Annotated in this window: 16 protein-coding genes; 13 read left to right on the top strand and 3 right to left on the bottom strand. The window is 68.4% G+C overall.

Annotated elements, in window-relative coordinates; translation table 11 throughout:
* The first annotated feature begins 8 nt into the window (after positions 1-8).
* The 5 genes from I1A62_RS18725 (at position 9) to I1A62_RS18705 (ending at position 4,262) form a co-directional block, all read left to right on the top strand.
* On the top strand, positions 9-770 hold the full coding sequence (locus I1A62_RS18725) for an SDR family NAD(P)-dependent oxidoreductase (RefSeq protein WP_219459389.1): 762 nt from the start codon (positions 9-11) through the stop codon (positions 768-770).
* Positions 771-814: 44 nt separating this feature from the next.
* A complete protein-coding gene (locus I1A62_RS18720) occupies positions 815-1,510 on the top strand; it encodes a TetR/AcrR family transcriptional regulator (protein ID WP_005569496.1) in 696 nt (231 codons plus the stop codon).
* 123 nt (positions 1,511-1,633) lie between these two features.
* On the top strand, positions 1,634-2,443 hold the full coding sequence (locus I1A62_RS18715) for an SDR family oxidoreductase (RefSeq protein WP_219459388.1): 810 nt from the start codon (positions 1,634-1,636) through the stop codon (positions 2,441-2,443).
* Positions 2,444-2,510: 67 nt separating this feature from the next.
* The gene (fabG, locus tag I1A62_RS18710; RefSeq protein WP_124391124.1) at positions 2,511-3,269 is read left to right on the top strand and encodes a 3-oxoacyl-ACP reductase FabG; all 759 of its coding nucleotides are present in this window, start codon (positions 2,511-2,513) and stop codon (positions 3,267-3,269) included.
* Between the two features lie 3 nt (positions 3,270-3,272).
* Positions 3,273-4,262 carry an NADPH:quinone oxidoreductase family protein gene (locus I1A62_RS18705; RefSeq protein ID WP_219459387.1) on the top strand — a complete coding sequence of 330 codons (990 nt, stop codon included), beginning with the start codon at positions 3,273-3,275 and terminating at the stop codon, positions 4,260-4,262.
* Here I1A62_RS18705 and I1A62_RS18700 read toward each other — a convergent pair.
* Together I1A62_RS18700 and I1A62_RS18695 are read right to left on the bottom strand one after the other, a co-directional pair.
* Positions 4,259-4,717 carry an SRPBCC family protein gene (locus tag I1A62_RS18700; protein ID WP_124391126.1) on the bottom strand — a complete coding sequence of 153 codons (459 nt, stop codon included), beginning with the start codon at positions 4,715-4,717 and terminating at the stop codon, positions 4,259-4,261. The two genes, I1A62_RS18705 and I1A62_RS18700, sit on opposite strands and share 4 nt — an antisense overlap.
* Positions 4,718-4,879: 162 nt before the next feature.
* Positions 4,880-6,568, bottom strand: a complete 1,689-nt coding sequence (locus tag I1A62_RS18695; protein ID WP_219459386.1) for an IS1634 family transposase — start codon at positions 6,566-6,568, stop codon at positions 4,880-4,882.
* A gap of 146 nt (positions 6,569-6,714) precedes the next feature.
* On the opposite strand from I1A62_RS18695, the gene I1A62_RS18690 reads away from it, so the two are divergent.
* The 4 genes from I1A62_RS18690 to I1A62_RS18675 all read left to right on the top strand — a co-directional run bounded on the left by I1A62_RS18690 (position 6,715) and on the right by I1A62_RS18675 (position 10,402).
* Entirely contained in the window at positions 6,715-7,335 is a 621-nt protein-coding gene (locus tag I1A62_RS18690) for a TetR/AcrR family transcriptional regulator (protein WP_218270342.1), read from the top strand.
* 99 nt (positions 7,336-7,434) lie between these two features.
* A complete protein-coding gene (locus tag I1A62_RS18685) occupies positions 7,435-8,646 on the top strand; it encodes an acyl-CoA dehydrogenase family protein (RefSeq protein WP_124391128.1) in 1,212 nt (403 codons plus the stop codon).
* Positions 8,643-9,668 (top strand): phosphotransferase family protein, encoded by a 1,026-nt coding sequence (locus I1A62_RS18680; protein WP_219459385.1) that lies wholly within the window; start codon positions 8,643-8,645, stop codon positions 9,666-9,668. Before I1A62_RS18685 ends, I1A62_RS18680 begins: the two co-directional genes overlap by 4 nt.
* Positions 9,665-10,402 (top strand): SDR family oxidoreductase, encoded by a 738-nt coding sequence (locus tag I1A62_RS18675; RefSeq protein ID WP_124391130.1) that lies wholly within the window; start codon positions 9,665-9,667, stop codon positions 10,400-10,402. The genes I1A62_RS18680 and I1A62_RS18675 overlap by 4 nt, the downstream gene beginning before the upstream one ends.
* Here the strand turns inward: I1A62_RS18675 and I1A62_RS18670 are convergent.
* The gene (locus I1A62_RS18670) at positions 10,399-10,950 is read right to left on the bottom strand and encodes a ribulose 1,5-bisphosphate carboxylase large subunit (RefSeq protein ID WP_219459384.1); all 552 of its coding nucleotides are present in this window, start codon (positions 10,948-10,950) and stop codon (positions 10,399-10,401) included. The two genes, I1A62_RS18675 and I1A62_RS18670, sit on opposite strands and share 4 nt — an antisense overlap.
* A gap of 94 nt (positions 10,951-11,044) precedes the next feature.
* Here I1A62_RS18670 and I1A62_RS18665 point away from each other — a divergent pair, with 94 nt between their 5' ends.
* Genes I1A62_RS18665 through I1A62_RS18650 form a run of 4 tightly spaced genes read left to right on the top strand, consistent with a single transcriptional unit; the run spans position 11,045 to position 13,345 of the window.
* The gene (locus tag I1A62_RS18665) at positions 11,045-11,551 is read left to right on the top strand and encodes a methylated-DNA--[protein]-cysteine S-methyltransferase (RefSeq protein ID WP_219459383.1); all 507 of its coding nucleotides are present in this window, start codon (positions 11,045-11,047) and stop codon (positions 11,549-11,551) included.
* Positions 11,548-12,039 (top strand): RNA polymerase sigma factor, encoded by a 492-nt coding sequence (locus I1A62_RS18660; protein WP_124391133.1) that lies wholly within the window; start codon positions 11,548-11,550, stop codon positions 12,037-12,039. The genes I1A62_RS18665 and I1A62_RS18660 overlap by 4 nt, the downstream gene beginning before the upstream one ends.
* Positions 12,036-12,638 carry a methylated-DNA--[protein]-cysteine S-methyltransferase gene (locus I1A62_RS18655; protein ID WP_087559124.1) on the top strand — a complete coding sequence of 201 codons (603 nt, stop codon included), beginning with the start codon at positions 12,036-12,038 and terminating at the stop codon, positions 12,636-12,638. The genes I1A62_RS18660 and I1A62_RS18655 overlap by 4 nt, the downstream gene beginning before the upstream one ends.
* Entirely contained in the window at positions 12,635-13,345 is a 711-nt protein-coding gene (locus I1A62_RS18650) for a 2OG-Fe(II) oxygenase (RefSeq protein WP_219459382.1), read from the top strand. The genes I1A62_RS18655 and I1A62_RS18650 overlap by 4 nt, the downstream gene beginning before the upstream one ends.
* Positions 13,346-13,347: the final 2 nt, after the last annotated feature.

Genomic DNA, 13,347 nt, shown 5'->3' with positions numbered 1-13,347 from the left:
CGCTTCGTATGTCCGTTCTCGACAAGTTCAGCTTGACCGATCGGGTGGTCGTCGTGACCGGTGCGTCGTCGGGCCTCGGGGTGGCGTTCGCGCAGGCGGCGGCGGAGGCCGGTGCCGACGTGGTGCTGGCTGCGCGCCGCACCGACCGTTTGGAGAAGACCGCCGAACTGGTACGGGCGGCCGGACGTGAGGCGATGTGCGTCGCGACGGACATCGCCGACCCGGCGCAGGCGCAGAACATGATCGACGCGGCGATGGAGAAGTTCGGCCGCGTGGACGTTCTCGTCAACAACGCGGGCGTCGGTACGGCTGTCCCCGCGACGAGGGAGACACCGGAGCAGTTCCGGCAGGTCGTCGACATCAACCTGAACGGCTCCTACTGGGCGGCGCAGGCGGCGGGCCGGGTCATGAAGCCGGGCAGCGCGATCGTGAACATCGCGAGCGTGCTGGGCCTCACGACCGCGGGACTTCCGCAGGCCGCGTATGCCGCGAGCAAGGCCGGGGTCATCGGTCTGACCCGCGACCTCGCGCAGCAGTGGGGCGCTCGCAAGGGCATCCGGGTGAACGCGATCGCCCCCGGGTTCTTCGAGTCGGAGATGACGGACCAGTATCAGGACGGGTACCTCGAATCGATGAAATCGCGTCTGGTTCTCGGTCGCCTCGGTGATCCGGAGGAGCTGGCCGCGACCGTGGTCTGGCTCGCGTCGGACGCCGCGGCGTACGTCACCGGTCAGACGATCGCGGTGGACGGTGGCATCACGATCACCTGAGCGCCGGGTTGGGCGGGGCTGCGGTGCTGGCGTATAAGTAGGAAATGACCACGCGCACCGTCCATGAAGAGTGGGACGATCAGCCCGCCCCGTCGATGGCGGCCACCGATCTGCTGCGGGAGCCTCCGGCGACCCCTCGCGGTGCACGCACGCGCGCGGCGTTGGTGGCGGCCGCGCGGACGGTGTTCGAGCGGTCCGGGTACCTCGACGCCAGGCTCACCGACATCACGAAGGAAGCGAACTGCTCGACGGGGTCGTTCTACACGTACTTCGACAACAAGGAGCAGGTCTTCGCCGCCGTCCTCGAGGTCGCGCAGGAAGACATGATGCACCCGGGCATGAAGCGGGTGCAGGACACCGACGACCCCTATGCGGTACTGGAGGCGAGCAACCGCGCCTACCTGGAGGCTTACCGTCGGAACGCCAAGCTGATGGGGTTGCTGGAGCAGGTGGCTCACATCGATCCGGCGTTCGCGGACCTGCGGCGTCAGCGGGCCGACGCGTTCATCGCGCGCAACGCGCGGGGCATCGCGGAGTTGCAGGCGCGGGGCATCGCCGACAAGGAACTGGACCCGATGCTGGCGTCGCGGGCGTTGTCGGGGATGGTCAGCCGGCTGGCGTACAACGTGTTCGTGGCCAGCGTGAACGGGACCGACGGCACTCCTGTCGACTTCGACGACGTCGTGTTCACGACGACGCGGATCTGGGCGAACGGACTGAGGTTCCCCGAGCGGAGCTGAGCTCTCGCCGGCGGCGTGAGCGTGTGGGACACTTCGGTCCAGAAAACTGAATCCGACACCGGGTTCAAGTGATTTCTGTGGAAGACTGGGGCCACGTCCGTGTCCCCCCGAGGGAGGAATCTCGTGCAGGTTGCGCAGAAGGTCGCCGTCGTCACCGGTGGCGGCGGTGGAATCGGCAGTGCACTCGCGGAGCGGCTCGCCGCCGAGGGTGCCAAGGTCGTCGTCACCGACCTCGATGGCACCGGGCTGGAAGCGATCGTCCGGAGAATCGACGCCGACCATCCCGGCGCCGCCCTGGCAGTGCAGGCCGACGCGTCCGACGACGCTCAGATCGCGTCGGTCATCGACGCCGCGGAGCAGGCCTTCGGTCCCGTCGACCTCTACTTCGCCAATGCGGGTGTCGCGGCAGGCGACCAACTCGAACCCGACGACGCCGTGTGGGACCTCGCCCTCGACGTGAATGTCCGGGCGCACATCCGAGCCGCCCGCCGCCTCGTTCCCGGCTGGATCGAGCGCGGGGAGGGGTACTTCGTCAGCACGGCATCGGCCGCCGGGCTGCTCACACAGATCGGTTCCGCCCCCTACTCGGTGACCAAGCACGCCGCCGTCGGATTCGCCGAGTGGCTGTCGGTCACCTACGGCGACAAAGGCGTCCGTGTCAGCTGCCTGTGCCCGATGGGCGTCAACACCAAACTGCTCACCGACGACGCCGCTCTGTCGGCCACCGCCGCACGCGCCGTCACCACCGCGGGTTCCGTGCTCGAGCCGTCCGAGGTGGCCGAATGCGTGCTCGCCGCAATGGAAGCCGAACAATTCCTGATCCTTCCGCACCCCGAGGTGCTGGAAATGTACCGGCACAAGGGCGCCGACTACGACCGATGGATCCGGGGCATGCGCCGCTATCAGGTGACGCTCCTGGCCCAGCCGTCCTGACCCTACCGAGAAGCGAACTGCGCGAATACCGTACGAAGACCGAGAACAACCAGCATGGAGGAAACAAGTGAGCCAGGAACGTAGAACCGCCATCGTCACCGGGTCGGCCAGGGGCATCGGCGCCGCCGTCGCGAAGCGGCTGGCGAGCGACGGGTACGCCGTCGCCGTGCTCGACCTCGACGAGGCCGCGTGTGCCGGCACCGTCGACGCGATCAAGGCCGCGGGCGGCGAAGCCCTGGCCGTGGGCGCGAACGTCGCCGACGAGGCGTCCGTCGCCGCGGCCGTCGAACGGGTGGCGACCGAACTCGGGGCCCCGACGATCCTGATCAACAACGCCGGAATCACCCGCGACAACCTGCTGTTCAAGATGACCGTCGACGACTGGGACGCCGTGATGAACGTGCACCTGCGTGGCGCGTTCCTGATGTCGCGGGCCGTGCAGAAGCACATGGTGGACGCCAAGTTCGGCCGCATCGTGAACCTGTCGAGCACGTCCGCGCTCGGCAACCGCGGCCAGGTCAACTACTCGGCAGCGAAGGCAGGCATGCAGGGCTTCACCAAGACCCTGGCGTTCGAACTCGGCAAGTTCGGGGTCACCGCCAACGCGATCGCCCCCGGATTCATCGAGACCGAGATGACCGCCGCGACGGCCGAGCGGGTGGGTGTCGGTTTCGAGGACTTCAAGAAGGCGGCGGCGTCGCAGATCCCCGTCAATCGCGTCGGGCAGCCCGACGACATCGCGCACACCGCGTCGTTCTTCGTCAGCGAGGGCGCCGGATTCGTGTCGGGTCAGGTCGTCTACGTCGCCGGTGGACCGAAGGACTGATCGATGAAGGCGTGGCGTGTACACGAACTGGGTCAGCCGCGGGACGTCCTGACGTTCGAGGACATCCCCGACCTCGAGCCGAAGGCCGGGGAGTTGCTGGTCAAGGTGCTCTCCGCGGCCGCCAACTTCCCGGATGTGCTGTTGTGCCGCGGTGAGTACCAGATCAAGCCGCCGCTTCCGTTCACTCCCGGCGTGGAGCTGTGCGGCGAGGTGGTCGAGCTGGGAGAAGGTGTCACCGGGTTCGCGGTCGGCGACCGGGTGATCGGCATGCCGAGCCTGCCGAACGGCGGATTCGCGGAGCTGGCCGTCATGTCGGCGGCCACCGCGTTCCCCGCCCCGGAGGCCCTCGACGACGCCGAAGCGTCGGCACTGTCGATCGGGTATCAGACGGGATGGTTTGCGCTGCACCGCAGGACGCAGATCCGGCCCGGCGAAACCCTGCTCGTGCAGGCCGCGGCAGGTGGCGTGGGCAGCGCGGCCGTGCAACTGGGCAAGGCGGCGGGTGCCAAGGTGATCGGTGTCGTCGGCGGGCCCGAGAAGGCGGCCTACACGCGGGAACTCGGTGCCGACCTCGTCATCGACCGGCACAGCGAGGACTTCGTCCAGGCCGTTAAGGACTTCACGGACGGCCGCGGTGCGGACGTCGTGTTCGATCCGGTGGGCGGCGACTCCTACACGAAGTCGACCAAGTGCATCGCGTTCGAGGGACGCATCATCGTGATCGGGTTCGCGAGTGGCACCATCCCGTCACCCGGGTTGAACCATGCGCTGATCAAGAATTACTCGATCATCGGGCTGCACTGGGGTCTGTACAACGCCTACGACCCCGCCGCCATCCGGGAGTGTCACGACGAGCTGACGAGGATGGCCGCGGCAGGCGAGATCAAACCGATGATCAGCGAGCGGCTCGGGCTCACCGATGTCGCGGACGGCATCGGACGCCTCGGCGACGGGACGACGGTCGGACGGCTGGCGTTCCTGCCCGGACGCTAGCGAGCGCGCTTCGCGTACAACTCCTCGAGGTTCTGCCGCAGGGTGGCCTCGGTGTTCTTCACGGCCGTTTCGACGAACGGTTCGACGATGAGACCGAGGGCCTTGCCGGTGAGACCGCCGGGGAGTTTGTACGCGAAGTCCACGCTGATTTCGGTCTTGTCCTTACCGTGCGCGGTGAACTCCCAGGTGGAGGAGTTGGCGGCGCCGTCGAGCGACGCCAGGGTGATGACCCGGTCCTGCACCCACTCGGTGACCTCGAGACGGGACCGCAGGGTGCTCGGGCCGATGTGGATCGCGGCGTCGAATGTCGACTCCAGCCCCTGGTCGAATTCGCCGATCGGACGGAACTCCGAGACTCCGAACATCCAGTCGGGGACCGTCCGGTAGTCGTCGATGTACGCGAAGGCCACGTGGAGGGGGACGGCTGCGATCGCGGAGTGACGGACATGGATCATCGGGTGGTCCCTGGCTCTCTGTCGGAGAAGGCTGTCGATCTGGGCGACCTCGTTCGACTCTAGCGGAAGTTTCCTAGATAGCTGTGGCTTCGGTGCGATTAGTGCTGGTGGGAGCTGGTTTTGGTGTGGTCGGGGTGTATTACCTAAGTCGGTGGTGGCCGGTCATCGGGTGGGTGCGTAGCGGTCGATGCCGAACAGCCGGGCCAGTTGTTCGGCGGTGTCGCTGTGGTCGGTGAGCATTCGTTGGGCGCGGGGGCGACCTTTGGTGCCGTCGTGGTAGAGCAGCACTGTTTCCTCGATGCCAGCCAGCTCGGCGAGCAACTCACGCACCGACAGATGCAGTCCGGCATCGGCGGCCTCGCGGCGCATCAGGTGGGCGACGGTCAGGGCCAGGACGCTGTAGAAGACATGAACGCGGATCTTCTGGTCGGTCCAGTGGTGCATCGGGGAGAACGAAATCACCTGGGGGTCTTTGAGTTGCCGGAACCCGGACTCGATGTCGGACTGGGATCGGTAGGCGGCGATCACGCGGGCGACCGGCCAGTCGGTGCGGTTGGTGAACAGGATCCGCTTGCCGAACATCCGGTCCTCGAGTTGTCGGCGGGCGTGGCGGTCGGTGCGGTACCGCAACCGCAGCTCCGCCGCGGTGGTGCCGGTGAGAGTGACGGTGAGCACCTCGGCGACCCACCGCGGCGCGCAGATCTGCTCGATCTCGCGCTCCACGGCCGCCCGGTCGCGGCGGGTGCGCCCGCGGGCCAGGCGCACCTGCAGGGCGCCGAGCCGGTCGCGGGCCTTGTCGAGGGTCTGGTCGAATCCGCGGGACTGGGCGGCGTGCAGCGACGCCGAGTGGGTCACAATCGCCCGCCGCCGGACCCCGAGGGCGTCGACCTCGGTGTCGTAGGCGCGCATCCCGGGCAGTCGGGGATCGTCGACCCGGTGGTAGGCGTCAGCGGGCACGGTCAGCAGGGCCGGGTGATCCGAGGGCGGCAGGGAGCCGACGAACCCGATCCGCGCCGCCTCGATGTGGGCGTGGTTCGCGGCCGAGTTCTGCCCGGCGTCGTAGACGATCGTGGCCCCCTCGATGCCGGCGGCGACGCTGCGGTAGCGGTCGACGAGATCGTCGATCACCCCGGGGAACTGGGTCACGTCGGGGCGATCGCCGGGGTAAGGGTGCGAGAGCAGCGGGATACCGCCGTCGGAGGTGATCACCAACGCCAACCCGACCAGGCGCAGGTCGACGCGTTTTTGTTTCGCCTTGCCCCGCTGCGCGATCGGGGCGGCCTCGTTACCGGAGTCGATGTAGGTGGCGAAATTCGTCATGTCCAGCACCAACGCGGTCAGGTCGAGACCGAACTCGGTGACCATCCGCGCCGACAACGCTCCCTCGATCCGCGCCAGATCGTCGCCGTCGAGACGGTCCATCGCCGACCAGAACTTGCGGTGATCGAGGGACCCGGCCGGCAGTGGGCACCACCGCGGTGCGGCGGTGGAATCCCACCAGGACGCGAACGCCGCCTTCGAGCACGGGGCGACGATCCGGTTCAGCGTGGCCAGCGCAATATAGGTGCCCACCGATACCGCCGCATCCGAGCGGCGCGGAGCCACCCCATCGATCGCCTCGGCCACGCCGAGACGTTCAAGCACCGACCACACCGCGGCGACATCCCCGAACTTCTTGTGTGCACTGCGCACCGGCGCACCCGCTTGCGCGCCGGCGAGTTTCGCCGTCACCTCCTCCGCGCTGCCCAGGTACTGTTGCGAGACGATGCGCGGTTTACCCTCGACCCGGGCGGACTCGACCAGGTAGTAGTACGTCTTCCCTCCCTGCCGTTTCCCCACGATCGAAGCCATATATAGGTAATACACTCTCCGGTCGCGTTTGCCCAGCTCAACACGCACGACGCGACACGAAAACTCGGCTACCTAGGAAACTCACGCTAGTCAACTCCCGCGACCACGGCAGGGGACCGGCGGGTACCTGTTCTACCGTAGGACCCATGACGGTAGAGGGCGCCCAGCGCAGCAGTTCCTGGCGTGAGTACACCGACCAGGGGTTGTCGAAGGTTCTGGCCGCGGCGCTGGCGGCGTTCGTCGAGAAGGGGTACGACGGCGCGTCGATCCGTGAGATCGCCTCACGTGCGGGGCTCTCGGTCCCCGGTCTCTATCACCATTACCCCTCCAAGCAGGCGTTGCTGGTGGGCCTGACGAACGTCGTGATGCGGGATCTCCTCGATCGCAGTCGCGCGGCGGTGTCCGAGGCGGGCCCGACACCGGGGGAGCGGTTCGACGCGGTCATCGAGTCGTTGCTGCGGTTCCACATGTACCGCCGCGAGCAAGCCTTCGTCGCGTCCCGTGAGACGCGGAGCATGGAACCGGAGAGCAGGCAGGCGTACATCGCGCTGCGCGACGAGCAGCAGGAGATGCTCGACGACATCGTCCGGGACGGGGTGGCGGCCGGGCATTTCCGGACACCGTTCCCGGAGGATGCGAGCCGCGCCGTGGTCACGATGTGCGTTGCGGTGTCCACCTGGTACCGCGAGGACGGGCCGTTGTCGCCCGACGAACTGGTCGAGCGGTACCTGGCGATCGCGAGGAGCGCCGTCGGCGCATCCGGCTGAGGCTTGACCCAGTTCCGAACCTGTGGGATTCTCGGGAACGACTTCGACCGAGCGAGTGATCGGTCGGTACCGGAGTCGCCGTACTGACTGGAGGTAGTTGTGGCGATCGATCTGTCCTATGCACCCGAGGTGACCGCACTCGTCGAGAAGACCGAGGCGTTCATCCGCGAAGTCGTGCTGCCCATCGAGGACGAGCACGGCGGCGACATCACCGCCGCCGGTGGCGACACCCTGCGCGTGCAGATGCAGAAGGCGGCCAAGGACGCCGGAGTCTTCGCCCCGCACGCACCCGTCGAGTACGGCGGTCAGGGCCTGAACATGACCGACCGCGCGCCCGTCTTCGAGGCCGCCGGCTACTCCCTGTTCGGCCCGACGGCACTGAACATCGCCGCACCCGACGAGGGCAACGTCCACATGCTCGCGCACATCGCGAGCGCCGAGCAGAAGGAGCGGTTCCTCGCTCCGTTGGCGCACGGCGACGTGCGGTCGGCGTTCGCCATGACGGAGCCGTCGCCCGGAGCCGGCTCCGACCCGTCGGCGCTGACCACGCGCGCCGAGAAGGTGCCGGGCGGGTGGAAGATCAACGGCCACAAGTACTTCATCACCGGAGCCGACGGCGCCGGATTCTTCATCATTTTCGCCCGGACGTCCGGTGTGCCCGGCGACCGCGGCGGCGCCACGATGTTCCTCACGCCGGCCGACGCCGAGGGGCTGACGGTGGGGCGTCACATCGATACCCTCGATCGGGCGATGATCGGTGGGCACTGCGAGGTGTTCTTCGAGGATCTGTTCGTTCCGGACAGCGGGGTCCTCGGCGAGGTGGACCAGGGATTCGCCTACGCCCAGGTCCGGCTCGGGCCCGCCCGGATGACGCACGTCATGCGCTGGCTGGGCGCCGCGCGCCGCGGCCACGACGTCGCCGTGGCGCACGTCGCGCAGCGTGACGGTTTCGGCGGCAAGCTGGGTGATCTCGGCATGGTCCAGAAGATGATCGCGGACAACGAGATCGACATCGCCGCCACCCGGGCGTTGCTGACGCGGGCCTGCTGGGAACTCGACCAGGGCGGCCACGCGAGCAACTCGACGTCCATCGCGAAGACCTACGCGGCGGAGGCGATCTTCCGGATCGTCGACAACTCCGTGCAGATGTGCGGCGGTCTCGGCGTGTCCGGCGACCTGCCGCTCGCCCGGCTGTCCCGTGAGGTGCGGCCGTTCCGGGTGTACGACGGCCCGTCCGAGGTGCACCGCTGGGCCATCGCCAAGCGCGTGGTGGGTGCCGCGAAGAAGGCCGCGCGGGAGGCCGGCGCATGACCGAACACCGCGGCCTCGATCTCGTTGCCCTGCAGAAGTTCCTGTCCGATTCGAATGTCCCTCTGAATGGCGAGTTGCGGGCCGACCTGATCTCGGGCGGCAAGTCCAACCTCACGTATGCCATTCACGACGACTCCTCGCGGTGGGTGCTGCGAAGGCCGCCCACCGCGGGGCTCACACCCTCGGCGCACGACGTGGCCCGCGAGTTCCGCATCACCTCGGCGCTGCAGGGCACCGACGTGCCGGTCGCCGCGACCGTCGCGCTGTGCGAGGACGACAGCGTCATGGGCGCGTCGTTCACCGTGGTCGAACACGTGACGGGCCAGGTGATCCGGACCAAATCGGACCTCGATGCGCTGTCCGACGCGGACATCGACTCGTGCACCGACGAACTGGTCCGCGTGCTCGGCGCGTTGCACAACGTCGACTACGACGCCGTCGGCCTGGGCGAACTCGGCCGCCCGGACGGCTACGTGGCCCGGCAGGTGAAGCTGTGGGCGAGTCAGTGGGCGAGGGTCAGGACATCGGATTCCGCCGACGTCGACCGCCTCCATGCCGCGCTGGCCGAGTCGATTCCGCAGCAGTCGGAGTCGTCGATCGTGCACGGCGACTACCGCATCGACAACACGATCCTCGCGCCCGGTGACGTGAGCACCGTGGCGGCCGTCGTGGACTGGGAACTCTCGACCCTCGGTGACCCGCTCACCGACGTCGCTCTGATGTGCGTCTACCGGCATCCGGCTCTCGACCTGGTGCTCGGCGAACCGGCGGCGTGGACGAGTCCGCGACTGCCGTCGGCCGACGATCTCGCGCAGCGCTACACCGTGGCGTCGGGGCGTGAACTGGTGCACTGGAACTTCTACCTGGCGCTCGCGAACTTCAAGCTCGCCGTCATCGCCGAGGGCATCAACCACCGCTACCGGGCAGGCGCCACCGTCGGTGACGGTTTCGACAAGGCAGGCGACGCGGTGCCCGAATTCATCGCAGCGGGCCTGCGCGCCCTGAAAGGACAGACCGTATGAGCCGCAGCGCACTGATTACCGGCGCCTCGCGTGGCATCGGACTCGGCATCGCCACCCGCCTCGCGGAGCAGGGGTACGGGCTGACGATCACGGCCCGCGACCGGGAGCGGCTCGAATCGGTGGCCGCCGACCTGCGGACCGCGGGCGCGAAGGACGTCGTCGTGGTCGCGGCGGACCTCGCCGACGAGGAGTCGGCGGGACGGGTCGTCGAGGCGCACGCCGACGCCTTCGGTTCGCTGAACGCACTGGTACTCAATGCCGGGGTGGGCACCGCCGGCGCCATCGGCGAATTCCCGATGCGCCGATTCGACAAGAGCCTGGGCGTCAACCTGCGGGCGCCGTTCAGCCTGTTGCAGCAGTCGCTGCCGCTGCTCCGGACGGGTGCGGCGGAGAACCCGGGACGCGGATCCAAGGTCGTCGCCCTGGCATCGATCACCGGTGTGTACGCCGAGGCAGGGCTCGCCGTCTACGGGGCGACCAAGGCCGCGCTGATCTCGCTCACCGAGACGCTGAACGTGGAGGAGTCGGGCAACGGGATCTCCGCGACCGCACTCGCCCCGGCGTACGTCGACACCGACATGGCCGCGTGGACGCACGACACGATTCCACCCGAGACGATGATCGAGGTGAACGACATCGTCGAACTCGTCGACGCCGTGCTGCGGCTGTCCTCACGCGCGGTGGTCCCGAAGATCGTCGTCGGACGGGCCGGAACGGACGGGTACCGCGCCTAGTCCTCGTCCTCCTGCGCCTCGCCGCGCTTGCGGAAGAACTTGAACCCGGGGACGCCCTGGATCGCCTGACGCACCCCCTGGACCTCCTCGAGGAGCTGGTGGATCTCCGGCGACACGGTGTCGAGGGTCGCCAGGATCGGCAGGAGCCCCTCCATGCGCATCGTCAGTTCGGGCAGGTGGTCCACCAACCCGATCGCGGCGTGAATCTCCTCCTCGGTGAGGTCGTCGACGAACCGCTGCGCGAGTGGGGCGGCCTTCGTCGCGAGCGGCTCGTACAGGTCGATCAGGGTCTGCGCCGACGCGGACGTGGTCCCCGCCGTGGCGACGACGGTGGCCGCCGCTTCCGCAACCGCGTTCGCCCGTGTCACCGCGATCTCGGCGCCGTCGCTGATCGCCTCGATGCGGGCGATCAGCACCTCGACCTGGTCCAGGAGGACGCCGATCCGGCCGGGAAGGGAGACGACGAGTTCAGCGGTGTCCGCCGACCACCGGGCGATTCCGGTGACGGTACGCACCAGGTCGCGGGTGCCGAGTTGTACGAGAGACATCGGCCCATCCTGCCTGATGCATTCCGCACCTCACGTTTCGGTCGTGGCAGACGTCTACCTTTCAGAGGCCCGTACACCTGGAAGGATTGGCACCGTGAATGCCGACCGAGCAGCACACACTGTCATCGATTCGCCGATCGGCCCCCTGACGCTGGTGAGCGTCGGCGGGGTGCTGAGCGGCATCTACATGGTCGAACACCGGCACCAGCCGAATCCCGCGACGTTCGGGGACCGCGACACCGCAGGGTTCGACGAGGCAACCACTCAGCTCGCCGAATACTTCGACGGACGGCGCACCGATTTCACCGTTCCGCTCGCCGCGCGGGGCACCCCGTTCCAGAAACGGGTGTGGGACGCACTGCGCACCATCCCGTACGGCGACACGTGGACGTATGGTCAGCTGGCCGATTCCCTCGGCACCCCGACTGCGGTGCGCGCGGTGGCGGCGGCGAACGGCAGGAATCCGATCAGCATCATCATTCCCTGTCACCGGGTGATCGGGAGCAACGGCAGCTTGACGGGGTATGCGGGCGGTCTCGACCGCAAACGGTTCCTGCTCGAACGCGAAGCGGAACGGGCGGGGCTCCGGCTGAGCCGATGACCCTGAAGCCGTTCGAAGACGTCGTGGCCGAGCACGGCCCGACGGTCCTGCGGGTCTGCCGGGCCGTCGTCGGTCCGGTGGACGCCGAGGACGCCTGGTCGGAGACGTTCATCGCCGCGATGCGTGCGTACCCCGACCTGAGTCCCGACAGCAACGTCGAGGCGTGGCTGGTGACGATCGCGCACCGGAAGGCGCTCGACCACATCCGTGCCCGCGACCGGCGGCCCGTCCCCACCGACGAACTGCCGGAGCAGACCACCGACCGCGGACTTCCCGGCGGCCACGACCCGGAGTTGTGGAAGGCGGTCGGCGCCCTGCCGATGAAGCAGCGGGCGGCGGTGGCGTACCACTACCTCGCCGGGCTGCCGTACACCGAGATCGCGGTGATCCTGGGCAACTCCCCGGCCGCGTCGCGGCGGGCGGCCGCGGACGGCGTTGCGGCGCTACGCAAGACCCTCTCGATCTCTGTGAGTGGAGACATCACATGAACATGCCCGACATCGTCTACTCCCTGTACCCGCTGGACTCCCCGGTGGAGCAGAAACTGCGTGAGCGTCTCGCCGTCGCCGCCGCCGAAGCCGGGCTCCTCGACGTCGCGTACCGGACACTCGACACCCCGGTCGGTTCGCTGCTGCTCGCCGCCACCGATCGCGGGCTGGTGCGGGTCGCCTTCCCCAGCCAGGATCACGATGCCGTGCTGCAGACCCTCGCCGAGCAGATCAGTCCCCGGATCCTGCGCGCACCGGCCCGGCTCGACCGGGTCGCCCACGAGATCGACGAGTACTTTCTCGGCAGGCGCACGAGCTTCGACGTTCCGCTGGACTTCCGGCTGTCCAAGGGATTCCGGCTCGAGGTGCTGCGCCACCTCCCCGACATCGACTACGGGCACACCGCCAGTTACGCCGCGGTCGCGGTCGCCGCGGGCAGTCCGAAAGCGGTGCGCGCGGTCGGCACCGCGTGCGCGCTCAATCCGCTGCCCGTCGTGGTGCCCTGCCACCGGGTGGTCCGCAGCGACGGCAGCATGGGCCAGTACGCCGGTGGCCCGGAGGCCAAATCGATTCTGCTGACCCTGGAGGCCGCGGCATGAGCACCGTGACGCAACGCGTGAACGCTCTGGATTGGCCGACACTGCACGCCGAGACCGACGCCGCGGGATGCGCGCAATCGGAGCAGATCCTGACCGCCGAGGAATGCGGGCAGATCGCGGACATGTACGAGGAGGTCGAGCGTTTCCGGTCCACCGTCGACATGGCCCGGCACCGCTTCGGCTCGGGACAGTACCGGTACTTCGACTATCCGCTACCGGAGGTCGTGGCCGAACTCCGCGCCGCGTTCTACCCGAAACTGCTTCCCGTGGCTCGGGACTGGGCGGTCAAGCTGAGGCAGCCGTCGCCCTGGCCGGACACCCTGGACGAATGGCTGGACCTGTGCCACGACGCCGGACAGAAGAGGGCCACGCCGATCCTGCTCAATTACCGCGCGAACGACTGGAACGCCCTGCACCGCGACCTCTACGGCGACCTGGTGTTCCCGTTGCAGGTGGTGATCGGACTCGACCGTCCGGGGGTGGATCACGAGGGCGGCGAGTTCATGCTGGTGGAGCAGCGGCCCCGCGCCCAGTCGCGAGGCACGGTGACGACGCTGCAGCAGGGTCACGCGCTGATCTTCACCACCCGGGACCGTCCCGTACGTTCGACCCACGGTTGGTCGACGGGACCGGTACGGCACGGCGTCAGCACCATCAGACGCGGCACCCGCCGGACCCTCGGCCTGGTCCTGCACGACGCGGAGTGACC

This window comes from Rhodococcus sp. USK10 (genome assembly GCF_019378875.1).
Lineage (GTDB): Bacteria > Actinomycetota > Actinomycetes > Mycobacteriales > Mycobacteriaceae > Rhodococcus_F > Rhodococcus_F pseudokoreensis.
The sequence above is the reverse complement of the archived record's forward strand: the minus strand, read 5'-3'. Positions and strand labels throughout refer to the sequence as shown.

Excerpts from the sequence above, each read along its gene's own strand:
- I1A62_RS18680 (WP_219459385.1), top strand. The coding sequence starts at position 8,643 with ATGACCGAACACCGCGGCCTCGATCTCGTTGCCCTGCAGAAGTTCCTG.
- I1A62_RS18695 (WP_219459386.1), bottom strand. The coding sequence starts at position 6,568 with ATGGCTTCGATCGTGGGGAAACGGCAGGGAGGGAAGACGTACTACTAC.
- I1A62_RS18705 (WP_219459387.1), top strand. The coding sequence starts at position 3,273 with ATGAAGGCGTGGCGTGTACACGAACTGGGTCAGCCGCGGGACGTCCTG.
- I1A62_RS18725 (WP_219459389.1), top strand. The coding sequence starts at position 9 with ATGTCCGTTCTCGACAAGTTCAGCTTGACCGATCGGGTGGTCGTCGTG.
- I1A62_RS18690 (WP_218270342.1), top strand. The coding sequence starts at position 6,715 with ATGACGGTAGAGGGCGCCCAGCGCAGCAGTTCCTGGCGTGAGTACACC.
- I1A62_RS18660 (WP_124391133.1), top strand. The coding sequence starts at position 11,548 with ATGACCCTGAAGCCGTTCGAAGACGTCGTGGCCGAGCACGGCCCGACG.
- I1A62_RS18720 (WP_005569496.1), top strand. The coding sequence starts at position 815 with ATGACCACGCGCACCGTCCATGAAGAGTGGGACGATCAGCCCGCCCCG.
- I1A62_RS18675 (WP_124391130.1), top strand. The coding sequence starts at position 9,665 with ATGAGCCGCAGCGCACTGATTACCGGCGCCTCGCGTGGCATCGGACTC.
- I1A62_RS18650 (WP_219459382.1), top strand. The coding sequence starts at position 12,635 with ATGAGCACCGTGACGCAACGCGTGAACGCTCTGGATTGGCCGACACTG.
- I1A62_RS18700 (WP_124391126.1), bottom strand. The coding sequence starts at position 4,717 with ATGATCCATGTCCGTCACTCCGCGATCGCAGCCGTCCCCCTCCACGTG.
- I1A62_RS18655 (WP_087559124.1), top strand. The coding sequence starts at position 12,036 with ATGAACATGCCCGACATCGTCTACTCCCTGTACCCGCTGGACTCCCCG.
- I1A62_RS18670 (WP_219459384.1), bottom strand. The coding sequence starts at position 10,950 with ATGTCTCTCGTACAACTCGGCACCCGCGACCTGGTGCGTACCGTCACC.